A 15,524-nucleotide genomic window follows, 5' to 3' on the forward strand; every position below is an offset into this window, starting at 1 on the left:
TCTTATTTGCGTATCACTTTTACAGATCTATCGTTTCCAAGCTTAATAATAGCCGATGGAGGACCTGAATTTTTAGAATGATGCAAATTTACTACATAGTCCACACCTTTTAAAATTTCAGGAGAAATTTGAGAAAAAGAATTAGGTGTTGGTCCTCCACTAATATTGGCAGAAGTGGAAACTATAGGTTTTCTAAATTGATAGATAAGCTGTTCACAAAATTTATCTTTAGTAACTCTTATTCCCAAAGTATCGTCTGCTGCTACCAGATTATTCGCAACTCTTAAAGGATTGTCATATATTATTGTAGTTGGTTTTGAGGAATGCTCTATAATTGGATATGCTGCATCTGGCACCTGATCTACAAATTGCTCTAGCATTCTAAGGCTATTCACTAAACAGATCATCGCTTTACTATCACTTCTTTTCTTAAGTTTATAGATCTTATCTACAGCTTCAGAATTTGTAGCATCGCAACCAATTCCCCATACGGTATCTGTTGGATAGAGTATAAGACCTCCTTTTTTAAGAATTTCCAGACAAATCTCTATTTCCTGTTTGATGTTATTTTCCATTTACAATGCTTTTATATGTAGTCATCGTTTTTTGCGCCATAGTTTCTGTAGAAAAAGATCTTATAAGGACGTTATGAGAACGATGAATAAAATTTTCTTGCAAAGATACGTTGTCTATTAAAGTTATAAGCAAGTTTGCAATTTTAATATGATCATGCGCTGGAGCTAATAACCCGTTTACTCCATGTTCTATGATCTCTGGAATCCCTCCAACATTAGTACTTAAAACAGGAATTTTCATTAAAAAAGATTCATAAATAAATTGAGGCACTCCTTCACTCTGAGAAGTCAATACAGAAATATTAAACTGAGAGATGAGCTGTGATGCAATTGGCTGGAAGCCCATAAATGTTATATGATCTTCCAGATGAAGCAACCTAACTCTATGTATTAAGGCATCTGTTCTTTTACTAAATGCGCCTATCTGAATAAAATGGAGTTCTTTTTTATTTTGAACGTTTACTAGTTGATCTATAACATTTATAAATGTATCTAAGTCTTTTGCTCTTATATGATTTGCAATATTTCCAATAAGTATTTGATGTTCCTTCAGATTTAGCTGTTCTCTCAGAATAATAGAAGATGGATATGGATTTGCAGACACATTGGTACCATGATAAATGGTTTCTAGTTTGTCTTTTTCTACTATTGCTTTAGAGGTAATTCTCCGAGTTTCTTTAGAAACGCATAGGATCCTCTTTATCTTAGGGTAGTTGTATTTATATAGGGTTTGTCTTCTATCTTTTATAGGAAAAGAGGTTTTTTTACTGAGTACAAATGGAGGCAGCCGGTATAATTTATCTGCTATAATAGAGAGTGTTAGTGCGGTTGGATCATGAATATGAATTAGATCAATCTTCTCTTTTCTACAAATAGCAATGATCTTTGAGCTATATCTTGGGTCTATCTTTAAGCTTAAAAATGAAGTTGAAACAGATAGATCATTCTCCTTAAGTTTTTGGTAAAGTGCAGAATTATTGGGGCATAGTACAAAATTCTTATTTTCAGGATAGGTGCTGTTTAAAGTTTTTACCAGATTGAAAATATGATTTTCTCCACCTCCCCAGGTCTTTACCGCAGATAGATGTAAGATTTTCATATTTTTGAAGCCGCTTTCATTGGTGCAAATTTACAATTTCCCTAAAAGAAGCTTGTACTAATCATTCTGAATTTTATATTTGGAAGGGAAAGGAGAGAGATTTATAAGAAGGTTTATCTTTCGTTAATCTCATCAACAGAATATATTATATAATTTTAAAATCATTAATGAAAACAGCGCTGCTTATTTCTACCTACAACTGGCCAGAAGCCTTAGAATTAGTACTTAAAAGCCTTATTGCTCAAACAGTACTTCCAGATGAGGTACTTATTGCAGATGATGGTTCTAGAGATGAAACAAAAGCGCTTATAACTAAATTTAAAAAAGAATCTACTCTAAATATTAATCACGTATGGCATGAAGATTCGGGGTTTAGAAGAACTGTTATTCTAAACAAAGCTATAGCCAGTACCAATGCAGATTATATTATTCAATTAGATGGAGATTGTATAATGCATTCAAATTTCATTGAAGATCACATAAAAAACGCCACTGTAGGTATCTACTTATTTGGAAGTAGAGTAAATCTAACCGAAGAGCTAAGCGCTGGTGCAGTTAAAGATCAGCAAATAGATTTTAGTTTTTTTACTAAGGGTATGACGCGAAGAACTAGGAATATTTATCTTCCTAAATTTGGAGCATTTTATAAAGCTAAAAAAGAACTTTCTAAGAAAGTACGAGGATGTAATCTTTCTTTCTGGCAGGAAGATTTTTTAAAGATAAATGGTTATAATGAAGATATGACCGGATGGGGTAGGGAAGACTCGGAAATGGTAATAAGATTATTAAATAATGATATCTACGGAAAAAGGCTAAGATACCAAGGCATCATATACCACCTGTGGCATCCCCAGGCCCAAAGAGAGCGAGATACCATCAACTATGAAATTCAATTAAAAGCTGAGCAACAGAAATTACAGACCTGTGAAAATGGAATTGATAAGTATTTGCCTTAGCTATTAAGAAACTTAATTATAGACTGTGCTGCTCTGATGGATGGAGTAGAACCTTCCTGCACAAAATAATTCTCAAGATTTAATTTTTCTTGAACAGGTCTATATTCATCAAAACTTAAGAAAGCTTGCGATAAATCGCTATCCAAATCTTTAATACGGTCTATTACCAAACCACTCTGCCAAAATCTATAATTGATGTCCTCTTTATAATCTATACCATTCGTGTTTAAAAATAAACACGGTCTAGGATTAATTATAAACTCATATACCTGGCTAGAAACATCGCCCAGATAAAGATCTGCAGCATTAACTAATTGCATATCTGTACTGGCTGCAGAACCTAGATCTATGTGAATATGCGGTGCATCTAAAAACCTTTTTGGAATTTGCTCTTTATTTTCACCTCCCTTTAATTCTTGAAATAAATGTAAATGGGGTGCGAAGATCAAATTATATTTATCCTGATTGTAAAAATATGCGAGTATCTCCAACCCAAATTTGTTCCATGAAGATAATTCAGAATCAAAGTGAGGATTGTAAATAACAACGGGTTTTTGATTTTTAAAAAAGTTCTTTTTTTTCAGATTTTTTACAGCATCTAATTTAGGATACCCAACTACTACAGGATTTTTCCCTAATAGATTAAGTTCTTTGAATTGCTGATGGTGAAACTCGCCAAATAATAATTGAAAATCGAAATCTAATTGAGCGGGATTATAAGAATAGGCTCTACCAGGAGTACCATGTGGGAACTTGATCAATTTAATATGGGTTCCTAGAAGATATTTCTGAAAATAATCTGTAAAGACTACCGCGTCAAAATTGTCTGTGATGTATTTTTTGTTCTTTTTTATCCAGAAACCTTTTCTAGGCAATTTTCTATCCTTTAATTTATCGGTAAGTGCTCGAAAAGGGGAGGTACTAAGTTCTTCAATTTTTAAAGCAGTTGGTTGAAATCTATTAATACACTTAAATAAATAGGGATCTGGATTTTTGTAGGTAAGTATAGACACTTCATGATTCTTAGCAAGTTCTGCTGCTACACTTATAAAATGATTGATATGATGAATTTCATCAAGAAATAGAAATCCAATTTTAAATGATTCCGATTTATTCTTCACAAGTAATTTCTTTACATTTTAAGCAAATATAATTTAATAAAAAGAACCTTAGTTCTATCAATTTAAGAATACCAATATTTTATATTTGCAGCATGAAAGCTAAGTTCAGCCAGAATTATTTATCAGAAAATATCGAGATCTCTCAAATTATTGAAGATTTCGATGCTACCGGCACCACTCTCTATGATGATAGAAATACAATAAAGATCTTTGATCATAAGGGTGATGTTTTAAACATCAAAAGGTTTAAGGTGCCTAATGCGGTAAACAAGATTGCGTACAAATTCTTCAGAAAATCTAAGGCAGAGCGTTCTTTCAATTATGCACAGGAGTTACTAAAGAGAGAGATAGATACACCAGCACCCGTGGCTTATTTTGAGGAGCAGTTGCCTTTTACTTTTGGAACAAGCTACTTTGTGAGCAAGCATATAACGTATGATCTTACCTATAGAGAGCTAGTACAAGAACCAAATTTTAAAGATCACGAAAAGATCTTGAGGGCGTTTACCAGATTTACTTATGAGCTGCATCAAAAAGGAGTGTTGTTTTTAGACCACTCTCCGGGTAATACGCTTATTCAGATTAATGATGGTTCGTATAAATTCTATCTGGTAGATCTTAATAGAATGATCTTTAAAGATCTTACTGAAGAAGACAGACTTAAAAATTTCAGTCGACTTTCTCCAAAAAAGGAAATGGTAGAAGTTATGGCAAATGAATATGCTAAACTCATCAGTAAACCATCTGCAGAGATCTTTGGTAAAATGTGGGCATACACTACCGCTTTTCAGGAACAGATAGAAAGAAAGAATAGATTAAAGCAAAAATTTAGAAAGTAGTCCAATCCCTATTTATTTCGATCTAAGAACAATTTCAGATCTGGATAGATAAAATCTGGTTTAAAGATCCAATACCATTGGTAAGCTTCTTTTCGAAGGTCTTTTTTATCTTTTTCTATAAATAGTTCCGGTCTATAATCATTTAGATGAACCCCTACATTTTTTAAACCGTCTTCATATAAATTCCAGTCGGCTTTAAATATTTGTGGGCTAAATATGGAGAAGCTTGGTATGCTTAAAGCTTTGGCCATATTAACAGCACCGCCTTCATTACCTATAATCGCATTGCAGTAGCTGGTTAGCGCCATAAATTCTCTAAGATTCTTTCCGTAAACAGCTAGATTTATTTGAGCTCGGGTTTCTTCTTCACACAATTCTAAAATTTCTAGAACAGTATCTTTTTGTGAAGGGATGTAATTAATTATGAGTTGAGCCTTGGTTTGAGCCACAATATAATTCAATAGCATGGCCATATATGGTTTGGGATAAGATTTACTTTCTGAACTCCCCAAAATACCTATCATATACAAAGGCTGCTGAAGGTCTATTCCATTAACCATCAAAAGTTGCTTCGCCTTGTCTTTCTCTTCCTGAGTTAGATAGATCTTAGGTTTGAGAGCTTTTGGGAAACTTTTTCCTAGTCCCTTTAATAATAGCATTCTATTTTCAATAGCCAAACCTGCTGGTGTTTCAGATTTTGTAGCGGGTCTATATCTTTTTGAATAGGCATTTTTTGTGTACCATTTCTTAAAAGAAATCTTCTCTGAAGCTCCACTTCTCATAGTGATAGCTGCAGAATTTATTTTAGAATAGACATCAATAACAACATCATACTTCTCTTCTTTAACAATGTGGATCATCTTAATCAAACCTTTTGCAGATTTTTGCACGTCAGGATCAAATATGATGTATTTATCTATAAACGGATTGTTCTCTACCACCGGGAGCGTATGCTTATAGATCAAATAATGAAGTTCAGCATCTGGGTATCTGGAGCGTATTGCCTCAAATAGAATTGAGGACGTAAGTACGTCCCCAATCATTTTCATCTGTATGATAAGTATTTTCAATCTTAGAGATTATAAATTTATACAGCTACATTATATTCCCTTAATGCGTCGTTCAAGGAAGTTTTCTTATTGGTGCTTTCTTTTCTTTGTCCTATTATTAAAGCGCATGGCACCTGAAATTCTCCTGCAGGAAATTTCTTGGTATAGCTTCCAGGAATCACCACAGAACGAGCAGGAACATATCCTTTAAATTCTTTTGGCTCATCTCCAGTTACATCTATGATCTTTGTAGAAGCTGTAAGTACGACATTTGCTCCCAGAACAGCCTCTTTTTCTACTCTTATTCCTTCAACAACTATACATCTGGAACCTATAAAAGCGTTATCTTCTATAATTACCGGTGCTGCTTGAAGAGGTTCTAAAACGCCTCCAATTCCAACTCCACCACTTAAGTGTACATTCTTTCCAATTTGAGCGCAACTCCCAACAGTTGCCCAGGTATCTACCATTGTGCCCTCATCTACATATGCTCCAATATTTACATAACTAGGCATTAATATAACACCACTAGAAATATATGCACCATGTCTGGCAACAGCATTAGGAACAACTCTAATTCCTTTTTCTTTATATCCGGTTTTTAAAGGAATTTTATCATGATATTCAAAAATACCAGCCTCTAAGGTTTCCATTTTCTGAATTGGAAAATACAGCACTACCGCCTTCTTAACCCATTCATTAACTTGCCATTTATCTCCTAAAGGTTCTGCAACTCTTAATTTTCCTTCATCTAATAAAGAGATCACTTCTCTTATTGCATTGGTGGTCTCTTCCTCATTCAACAAGCTTCTGTCCTCCCAAGCTTTGGTGATAATTGCTTCTAAATTGGTCATAATCTATTTTTGTAGCAAATATAATAGCTTCCCTTCAATTTTTGGGAGCATTAGCATATAAACCTTACATTTGCATAAAATTTGATATGGCTAGAATAATGGCTTTAGATTATGGAGCTAAGCGCACAGGAATAGCAATTACAGATGAGATGCAGATCATAGCATCTGGTCTTGCTACAGTGCCTACTTCAGAATTGTTGGTCTACCTTGAAAAATATTTTACTTCAGAAAATGTGGAGTTGGTATTAATGGGGCAGCCAAAACAAATGGACTACTCCGATTCTCAAAGTGAACCGGCAATTTTAGAGTTCTTAAAAAAGTTTGCTCTTAAATTTCCAGATATGGAGGTTAAAAGAGTAGATGAAAGATTCACTTCTAAAATGGCCGTAAAAACCATGATAGATAGCGGATTGAAAAAGAAAAAGCGCCAGAATAAGGCTTTGGTAGATGAAATTAGCGCTACCATAATTTTACAATCTTATTTGTATAAATAAGTTGATCACATAAAAGTTTATAAAGCATTAATTTTTACAAGAATGATTTTATCAATTGTTGCGTACGGAGATCCCGTTCTAAAGAAAAAATGTAAAGATATCCCCAAAGATTATCCAAAATTGGATGAATTGATCAATAATATGTGGGATACTATGTACAACGCCTATGGTGTTGGGCTTGCTGCCCCTCAAGTGGGATTGCCAGTACGTATGTTCATGATAGATCCTGCTCCTTTTGCAGATGATGAGGAAATGGATGAAGAAGAAGTAACGCAATTAAAAAATCTTAGAAAAACGTTTATCAATCCACAAATAGTAGAAGAAGAGGGTGAGGAATGGGCGTTTAATGAGGGTTGTTTGAGTATTCCGGATGTAAGAGAAGATGTTTTTAGAAAACCAAAAATCACCATAGAATATATGGATGAGAACTTTGAGCCTAAGAGAGAAACTTATGATGGTTTAGCAGCAAGAGTTATTCAGCACGAGTATGATCATATTGAAGGTATCTTGTTCACAGATAAATTATCGAGTTTAAAGAAAAGGCTTATCAAAGGAAAACTTAGTAATATTGCTAAGGGAAAGGTACATGCAGACTACAAAATGAGATTTCCATTAATGAAAAAAGGGCGTTGATTCTTTTGATATTAAATCAAGAGATATGATATTTGCCAGCCAAAATTTATAAAAGAAGTATGGGTTTAGAAAAAATTTTATCGATTTCCGGGAAACCAGGATTATATGAGTTAACAGCACAAACGCGTGGTGGTTTTGTTGCCAAATCTGTTACAGATGGTAAGAAAATAGCTGTAAATGTGCGTAATAATGTGAGTTTACTTAGCGAAATAGCTATTTATACCTATACAGAAGAAGTTCCTTTAGGAGAGATCTTTCAAAAGATTTCAGACAAAGAGGAAGGTAAAAAAGCTATAGATCATAAATCTAATAAGAAAGAATTAGAAGCTTATTTTTCTGAGATCCTTCCAGATTATGATGTGGAAAGAGTTTACCAAAGTGATATAAAAAAAGTGTTACAATGGTATAATCTATTAATTGACAATGGATTTACCGATTTTTCTAAAGGTGAAGCAAAAGCTTCAGACGAAGAAGAATAGTATCGACATACCTATAAAATAAAAAGCAGCTTTAGAATCTAAAGCTGCTTTTTATTTTAATAATAATTCTTTCAGATAAAATTTATTATTATTTACGATTGTACTTTTATAAAAATCTTAGATCATGAACTCCAGAAAAGACCAACTTTTAGCATTTGATAGACTTCTAACAATTATGGATGAATTGCGAGCGCAATGTCCTTGGGATAAAAAGCAAACAATGGAGTCTTTAAGACATCTTACTATAGAAGAGGTGTATGAGTTAGGAGATGCTATTTTAGATAAAGATCAAGAAGAGATCAAGAAAGAGCTTGGAGATGTGCTGCTACATCTTGTGTTCTACGCAAAAATAGGTAGTGAAACTAACGATTTTGATATAGCTGATGTCGCGAATTCCATTTGTGAAAAGTTAATTAGTAGGCATCCACATATCTACGGCGATGTTAAAGTGGAGAATGAAGAGGATGTAAAAAGGAATTGGGAGACATTAAAATTGAAAGAAGGTAAGAAAAGTGTATTAGAAGGTGTTCCTAAATCTCTGCCAGCACTTGTTAAGGCTAGTAGAATTCAAGAAAAAGTAAAAGGTGTGGGTTTTGATTGGGAAGAGCCTCAACAGGTATTTGAAAAGCTACAAGAGGAATTAGGAGAACTCCAACATGAGATAGATACTAATGATAAGGATAAGATGGAAGCAGAATTTGGAGATGTTCTCTTCTCTATGGTAAACTATGCAAGATTTTTGAATATCAACCCGGAAAATGCTTTAGAACGTACCAATAAAAAATTCATTAAAAGGTTTCAATATTTAGAAGAGAAAGCTATCCAGATCAATAAACCTTTAAGTGAGATGAGCCTGGCAGAAATGGATATCTTCTGGAATGAAGCTAAGTTGCTCTAGATACGATAAATTTTAAATTCGAATATATAAATATATAGGCTTTGTAATTAAGCATCCTCTATTTCAGGTGGAAATTTAAAGGAGCTTTTTACAAAGCCTAAATTATTAGTAATTTAATCTATTTAGTATAAAGATTTTATCGCTTTTAGCTTCTCTTTCCAGATCTTAAGATCTTCTTTATGATTTTCTATATTCTTAAGAACTTCTTTCACTAGAGGATTATCATCCTTCACATTAGAGAAAAATTGAAGATTGTTCTCCAACTGCCTAATTTCAGCTTTGGTCTCTTCCACTTTCTTACTCAAGAAATAATGCTCATTTCTAAGTTTTTTATCATCATCTGCATCATTTAAGGCTTGAATCTTATTCTCGTATTTCATCATCTCAGCCTTAGTGTTGCTCACATCCAGCTTAGAGAATAATTGGTCTAGAAGTTTGTTGAACTTTCCTTCAATAAAACGTTTATTAAATGGTACTCTTCCAATATTTTTCCAGTCTTCTATCGCAGTTTTAATCTTTGGAAGATCTGTTTTTTTGTCTCCAGAGAATTCAAAAGATTTTAAAGAGTCTAGCATTTCTTTTTTCTCATCGAAAGCCTTCATTTCTTCTGCATTCTCTTCATTGCTATTCTCGTGCATTCTATTAAAGTAATGATTGCAAGCTGCTTTAAATTGCTTCCATACTTTATCACTGTCTTTTCTAGGAACATGACCCACTTTTTTCCAGTCTGCCTGGATCTTTTTCATGAGTGGAGTAGTGGCTTTAAAATCTTCGTTATCTTTATTGTCTTCAGCAATTTTAATAAGCTCTTTCTTACGTTCAAGGTTATCATATTGCTCTTTCTTCAAACCTTTGTAGTAAGCATTTTTATTACGGTTGAATTGTCTTACGTTAGATTTGAATTCACTCCAGGTAGCTTCATTCTTCTCACGTGGCACTTTTCCTGCCTTAAAGAATTGTTCTCTTAGCGTCTCTAATTCTTTAATTTGCTGTTGCCATTGATTGTGAGAGGTATATTTTCCTTCAGATAGTGACTTTATCTTGGTTATGATCTCTTGCTTAATCTCAAGATTCTTCTCATAGTTCTTTTCTAAATCATCATAATAAGATTGTCTAAGATCGTGGATCTTTTTAGTAGCTTCGCTAAACTTATTCCAGATGTCATCTCTATATTCTTTAGCTACAGGTCCCAATTCTTCCTTCCACATTTTATGCAACATCTGCAGTTCTCTAAACGCTCTGCTAGTGTCTTTCTCCTGAGTTAGTTCTTCTGCTCTATCTATGATCTTTAATTTCTGCTCTAAATTATGCTTGAAATCTAGATCTCTAAAATCTCTGTTCAAATGAAGGAAATCATAGAAATTCTCTACATGATGATGATACGTGTTCCAAACCGTATTGTATTTATCTCGCGGAATAGATCCTGCAGTTCTCCATCTGTCTTGTAGCTCCTTAAAATGCTTATAGGTGGTATTAATATTTTCTTCAACATCCAACAAGCCTTTTAATTCTTCAACGATCTCAAGTCGCTTATTTAAGTTCTTATTTAGATCTTGCTTTAGCTGTTGATAGTAATTATTTCTTTTCTCTTTATAGTCGAAATAAACAGAGTTGAATTGTTTTTTGATGGGAGTAGAGTAGTGGAAGTCTATAATATTACCTCCTTCTGCTAAGAAATCTTCTTTCTTTTCCTCAACCTCTTCATCAAATTTAGCATTGAATTCAGATTTTATCTCTTCAACGTGTTCTTTAATGGCTTGCACTTTTTGAGTGCTTACCAAATGTTCAAATTCTTTTACAAGCTCTTCTTTAGACATTGCATGGTAATCCTTCTTCTCTATACTATGTCTTTCAGAGGTAGTTTCATCTTCGCTATCTTCTGCCACAGTATCTTCAAACTCCGTCTGTATATCTTTTTTTTCTGATGATTGTGCTAGTTCTTCCTCATCTTCATCTTCATCTTCCAATTGAGCACTAGAGGTAGCAGCCATCTTTTCTTCTGTATCTTTGGTGGCTTGAGATGAGGAAACTTCACTTTCATCTATCATGGCCTTTTCCAAATGATCTTTATCTTTATTTTCTGCAGCGTTTTGAGACTCAGTTACTCCAGAATTATTTTTATTTTCAGAATTGTCTTTCTCTTGGCTCGCAGATCCTAATACAAATTCTTTATTTGTATCTGAATTTCCATCAGAATTTGTAGCATCTTCGTTGTGGAGATCTTTCTTCATGTTTTCGTTTTCTTGCTGAGACATATCTTTCAATGTTAGGGTTCGTGAATAACTAATTAGCCTGAAAGATACTAACTACACTAAAACCAACCAAGATTTTACGGCAATTTATGATTGTTACTACTGTGATGCTTACAATTATTTATTCCAGATCTCCCAGGCTTTTTCTGCCTGTAGCTCCAACATTTTTTCACCATTAATTACCTGTCCGTTTGCATTCATGGTTAATTTCATCAACTTAGTGATTTTGGGATTGTAAATAAGATCGTAAAGGAGATGATTTGGAGTTAAAAATTCTACGGGAATTGGAGGGTAGGCATCCACATCAGGAAAAGTTCCTAATGGCGTACAATTTATTATTAGAAGGTGATCTGCGAGTACTTCTTTATTGAGATCGGAATAGGTTATTTCTCCATCTATAGCACTCCTGGATACAGATGTATGAGCTATATTTAATTTCTGAAGGGTATACGCAATAGCTTTAGATGCTCCACCAGTACCTAAAATTAATGCCTTTTTGTGGTGATCTTTTAAATGTGGACGTAAGGATTCTTGAAAACCATAATAATCTGTATTATAACCGGTAAGCGCTCCTTTGTTGTCTAGCTTGATCGTGTTAACCGCTCCAATCTCTTTGGCTATGGGATCTAAATTAGTTAAAAAGGGAATTATTTGTTCCTTATATGGAATAGTCACATTAAGACCTCCAAGATTCGGGGTCTCTTTAAGTACGCTATAGAGCTGATCTATATTTTGAAGATCAAAATTCACATACTCTGCATCTATCTTAAGTTGACTGAATTTATCAGAAAAATAAGACCGAGAGAACGAATATGATATATTTTTACCTATTAAACCGTAGGTTTTCATTTTAGAGAATTTCTTTGTTCATACCAAGCCAGGCCTAAGACTATAAATATCCCAATGAATACGCATAGTACAGCCAGATATGTTGCTGGATCACTAAAACTAGGAAAGTATCTATCGTAATTGTCTATTATATAATTTCCATGCCTGTCTACTAAAAATTTTCCTTCAGCATTTATCTTAAAGATCTTTTCTTTCCAAGGCCAAACTACTCCTAGAGAACCAGTAATAAAACCAATAATAACTGAATACGTCTCTTTTTTATATTTTTTAAGCACATATCCCAAAAGGTGTGATAATGATACCAATCCTGCTAAAGAGCCTAAAGAGAACATTGCTAAAACTTGAAGTAATCTTATTCTTTCAGAATTATGAATAAATGAAAAATCCAAGAATACAAGATCTGTCATTGTATCAAATAAGGCATTTACAGAATCTATTAGAAGAAGTACATAGTTTCCAAAAAGCATCAGTATAAAGGAGCCAGAGAGCCCGGGCAGTGTCATTCCGCTAACACCTACTATCCCGCAAAAGAAAACGAAGAATAAATTATCATTTTCTTTAGCTGGTTCTAAGAAACTAATGGCTACTCCAGCAATAATTCCGGCAATTACGAAAAGAACAGATCTTTTAGACCAGTGATCAAAATCTTTGCTAATGTAGTAGACCGAGCCTATGATCATTCCGAAAAAAGCAGCCCACACATAAATTTCATAATGAATAATAAGATAATCAAGCAGTTTTGAAATGCTGAAATAACTTATGATCATCCCTAATATCAAGAGACTTAGAAATCTTCCATTAATATAGCTATACAGGCTTCTAAACCTGCCGCCTAACAGCAGCTTAAACGCTTTTAAATTTATCTTTTGAAGGGAGTAGATGAATTCTTCGTAGAAACCCGCAACAAATGCAACAACACCTCCAGATACACCGGGCACTTTATTGGCAGCACCCATTGCAAGACCTTTTAATACTAATAAGATCTTATCACTAAAGGTTCTCGTTTGTTGAAGCATCTTCGGTTATTGGTTTTTGGGTCGCAATTCGTTCTAGGAAAAGTATTAATAAAAATCCAACAATCATCAAAATAATAGCTGCTAAAAGATGAGGATCTCCGTCAAAGTTAGACGGAAGCACAGATATTTCTTTAATAACAACTATTTTCTCTCCATACTTAGCAGTCTCCAAAACCTCTTTCCAAGGCCATATCTTGTTTAAAGATCCTGCTATAAAACCTGTTAATACTGCTAAAGTAATATTGCTGTAGTTATTGAAAAGCCATTTTAAGATTCTTGAAAAAGAAAGTAATCCGAAAACAGCGCCCACCGCTACAATAGCTAATGTCTTAAAATCTAAATTCTGTGCAGCTTCTGTGATGGTCTTATAGGCTCCTAATAACACCAGAATGAATGCGCCAGAAATCCCGGGAAGGATCATAGCACAAACTGCCAAAGCACCTGCTAAAAATAAGAACCAGTTATTACTTTGAACATTTAATGGAGGTAAGGAGCTAATGTATAAAGCCAACGCCGCGCCAATAATTAGCGCCAATACAATTTTAAAATTCCATTTAGGGATTTGCTTGGCTACAAACCAAACACTGGCAACTATAAGCCCAAAGAAGAAAGACCATACCATTACCGGATGATTATCCAATAAATAATTGGTAAGTCTCATTAAGGTTAAAATACTAATTAGGATCCCGGTAAGTAGCGCTAATAAAAATGAGCCATTAGCTTTACGCCACATGGCCTTTGTTCCACTTTCTCTCCAAACTTGAATAAGAGAGAAATCTATACCGCTAATAGTATTTATTAATTCTTGATAGATTCCCGTTATGAATGCGATTGTTCCTCCGGAAACTCCCGGTACCACATCTGCGGCACCCATTGCCATTCCTTTTAAGGTAATTGTAAAGTACTCCTTTAAACTTCGCTGCATATCTGAAATTAATATAGTTTCCGCCAAATATAATTAAAATATCAGGAGGCTTTCAGATAAGAATTGATCATTTCTTTTATGCTCTTTCTGCTAAAGATGGCAGGGAAAAGTTCTTCGATAATTATATAGTATTCCGTATCTATCTTTAATCCATTATTTAGATGAAAGTATCCTTTATCACCTTCATTGAGACTAAAATATAAACCTGCTAACCTAAATTCAATTTCCGCAGTTTCAGGATAGAACTCTAAGGCTTGAATTAAATTTTGAACTGCAGTTTCATATTCTCCAAGATTTATTAAAATATCACACCTTCTAATCCATGTCTCTAATTCATAATTACCAAGATCGATAGTTTTTTGATAACCTTTCTCAGCTTCTTCGAAGTAGCTCAACTTACTATTGATCTTTGCATAACGTTTCCAATAAAGAACATTCTCCTCATCTATACCAATAGCTTTATTTATAAAATACAAGGCTTTTTGATAATTCCCTTTTTTAAAATAAAAATCTGTAATTGCAATCCATCCTTTATCTAATAAAGGATCTTCCTTAACAGTTTTTGAATAATGTTCTAGCGCTAATTCTTCCAAGCCTAGCTTTTCGAAACACTTTCCTATTCTTAAATATGCAAATGAAGTAGGATCATCCAGATCTAAAGTGATCTTATAGTTTTCTATAGCTTCGTTATAACGACCTAATTTTTCCAGAACTTTCCCCTTTTCAAGATAAGCTCCAATAAAATGCTCATCGCTAATAATAGCAAAGTCAAAAGCGTTCAAAGCTTTTTCAAACTGTTTTAGATCAAAATATTGTTTTCCAATTTGATGCCATGCTACCTCACAATATGGGTTTTTATTTAAGAACATATTGAGGTAATCTATAGCTTCGTTCTTTTGTTCTAGAAAATCAAAACAATACATGATATTATAAAGAGCAGAATAATCTTCATCATCTGCCTCCAGACATTTCATAAAACTAAGCTTTGCATTCTCAAAATCTTCCAAAAACAGGTATTCCATTCCTAAAAGGGAGTAAACATCAGCCTCATCCATGGTGATCTCTAAAGCAGCTTCCAACATTTGAATTGCTTTTTGGTGATCATCTCTCTTTGAGAAAATATTTGCTTTTTGAATATAGATCTCTTCATTAGAAGACTCCAGATCATGTAGCTCATTTAAAAGCCCATCTGCAAGATCTAATTTATCTTCAAATACCAAAATTTCTACTTTGTAAAGTTTCAAATTGGTAGACGTAGGGTGCTGCGTCAAACCTAGTTTAACGGCTTTCTTAGCCAAAGCTATTTTGCCATTCTCTAGATAATGATTTATGATATCCTCAAATTCTTCTGAATCAAAAAACAACACATCGTTTGTTTTTAACATAGATTCAAAACGGGTAAGTGAGAAATTGTTTTCTTCGTTATGACTTAATTGCATACACTGGGGATTACGATATTTCTACAGTATTAAAGTTAACCATGTT

General features: G+C 33.7%; 16 protein-coding genes. 6 read left to right on the top strand and 10 right to left on the bottom strand.

Translation table 11 applies throughout. From position 1 onward, the window contains the following. Positions 1-2 precede the first annotated feature (2 nt). Both BLT84_RS10635 and BLT84_RS10640 read right to left on the bottom strand, forming a co-directional pair. Positions 3-575, bottom strand: coding sequence for an L-threonylcarbamoyladenylate synthase (locus BLT84_RS10635; protein ID WP_091265464.1), 573 nt, complete (start codon positions 573-575; stop codon positions 3-5). After that, positions 565-1,674, bottom strand: a complete 1,110-nt coding sequence (locus BLT84_RS10640) for a glycosyltransferase family 4 protein (protein ID WP_091265469.1) — start codon at positions 1,672-1,674, stop codon at positions 565-567. Before BLT84_RS10640 ends, BLT84_RS10635 begins: the two co-directional genes overlap by 11 nt. Positions 1,675-1,841: 167 nt before the next feature. Between BLT84_RS10640 and BLT84_RS10645 the strand changes: the two genes are divergently transcribed. Next, positions 1,842-2,630, top strand: coding sequence for a glycosyltransferase family 2 protein (locus BLT84_RS10645; protein WP_091265473.1), 789 nt, complete (start codon positions 1,842-1,844; stop codon positions 2,628-2,630). Here the strand turns inward: BLT84_RS10645 and BLT84_RS10650 are convergent. Then, a complete protein-coding gene (locus BLT84_RS10650) occupies positions 2,627-3,751 on the bottom strand; it encodes a hypothetical protein (RefSeq protein ID WP_091265475.1) in 1,125 nt (374 codons plus the stop codon). The genes BLT84_RS10645 and BLT84_RS10650 overlap by 4 nt on opposite strands. Before the next feature lie 92 nt (positions 3,752-3,843). On the opposite strand from BLT84_RS10650, the gene BLT84_RS10655 reads away from it, so the two are divergent. Beyond that, positions 3,844-4,590 (top strand): lipopolysaccharide kinase InaA family protein, encoded by a 747-nt coding sequence (locus tag BLT84_RS10655; protein ID WP_091265477.1) that lies wholly within the window; start codon positions 3,844-3,846, stop codon positions 4,588-4,590. Between the two features lie 8 nt (positions 4,591-4,598). On the opposite strand, the gene BLT84_RS10660 is transcribed toward BLT84_RS10655, so the two are convergent. Beyond that, positions 4,599-5,660, bottom strand: coding sequence for a glycosyltransferase family 9 protein (locus BLT84_RS10660; RefSeq protein ID WP_091265480.1), 1,062 nt, complete (start codon positions 5,658-5,660; stop codon positions 4,599-4,601). 17 nt (positions 5,661-5,677) lie between these two features. Next, entirely contained in the window at positions 5,678-6,493 is an 816-nt protein-coding gene (locus BLT84_RS10665) for a 2,3,4,5-tetrahydropyridine-2,6-dicarboxylate N-succinyltransferase (protein WP_034891470.1), read from the bottom strand. An 86-nt stretch (positions 6,494-6,579) separates the two neighbouring features. On the opposite strand from BLT84_RS10665, the gene ruvX reads away from it, so the two are divergent. The 4 genes from ruvX to mazG all read left to right on the top strand — a co-directional run bounded on the left by ruvX (position 6,580) and on the right by mazG (position 8,997). Continuing rightward, complete coding sequence (gene ruvX, locus BLT84_RS10670) at positions 6,580-6,987, top strand: Holliday junction resolvase RuvX (protein ID WP_091265483.1); 408 nt, start codon at positions 6,580-6,582, stop codon at positions 6,985-6,987. A 42-nt stretch (positions 6,988-7,029) separates the two neighbouring features. Then, a complete protein-coding gene (gene def / locus BLT84_RS10675) occupies positions 7,030-7,620 on the top strand; it encodes a peptide deformylase (protein ID WP_091265487.1) in 591 nt (196 codons plus the stop codon). A 59-nt stretch (positions 7,621-7,679) separates the two neighbouring features. Next, a complete protein-coding gene (locus BLT84_RS10680) occupies positions 7,680-8,099 on the top strand; it encodes a DUF5606 domain-containing protein (RefSeq protein WP_034891481.1) in 420 nt (139 codons plus the stop codon). A 124-nt stretch (positions 8,100-8,223) separates the two neighbouring features. After that, complete coding sequence (gene mazG / locus BLT84_RS10685; protein ID WP_091265491.1) at positions 8,224-8,997, top strand: nucleoside triphosphate pyrophosphohydrolase; 774 nt, start codon at positions 8,224-8,226, stop codon at positions 8,995-8,997. 122 nt (positions 8,998-9,119) lie between these two features. On the opposite strand, the gene BLT84_RS10690 is transcribed toward mazG, so the two are convergent. From BLT84_RS10690 to BLT84_RS10710, 5 genes are all read right to left on the bottom strand, one after another. Then, on the bottom strand, positions 9,120-11,252 hold the full coding sequence (locus tag BLT84_RS10690; RefSeq protein WP_091265494.1) for a DUF349 domain-containing protein: 2,133 nt from the start codon (positions 11,250-11,252) through the stop codon (positions 9,120-9,122). A 114-nt stretch (positions 11,253-11,366) separates the two neighbouring features. After that, entirely contained in the window at positions 11,367-12,098 is a 732-nt protein-coding gene (locus BLT84_RS10695) for a shikimate dehydrogenase family protein (protein WP_091265497.1), read from the bottom strand. Next, the gene (locus BLT84_RS10700; protein WP_231929294.1) at positions 12,095-13,114 is read right to left on the bottom strand and encodes a DUF368 domain-containing protein; all 1,020 of its coding nucleotides are present in this window, start codon (positions 13,112-13,114) and stop codon (positions 12,095-12,097) included. The genes BLT84_RS10695 and BLT84_RS10700 overlap by 4 nt, the downstream gene beginning before the upstream one ends. Next, complete coding sequence (locus tag BLT84_RS10705; protein ID WP_091265499.1) at positions 13,089-14,039, bottom strand: DUF368 domain-containing protein; 951 nt, start codon at positions 14,037-14,039, stop codon at positions 13,089-13,091. Before BLT84_RS10705 ends, BLT84_RS10700 begins: the two co-directional genes overlap by 26 nt. A gap of 41 nt (positions 14,040-14,080) precedes the next feature. Further along, on the bottom strand, positions 14,081-15,478 hold the full coding sequence (locus tag BLT84_RS10710) for a tetratricopeptide repeat protein (RefSeq protein WP_091265502.1): 1,398 nt from the start codon (positions 15,476-15,478) through the stop codon (positions 14,081-14,083). Positions 15,479-15,524: the final 46 nt, after the last annotated feature.

The sequence above is a fragment of the Gillisia sp. Hel1_33_143 genome, from assembly GCF_900104765.1.
Classification (GTDB): domain Bacteria; phylum Bacteroidota; class Bacteroidia; order Flavobacteriales; family Flavobacteriaceae; genus Gillisia.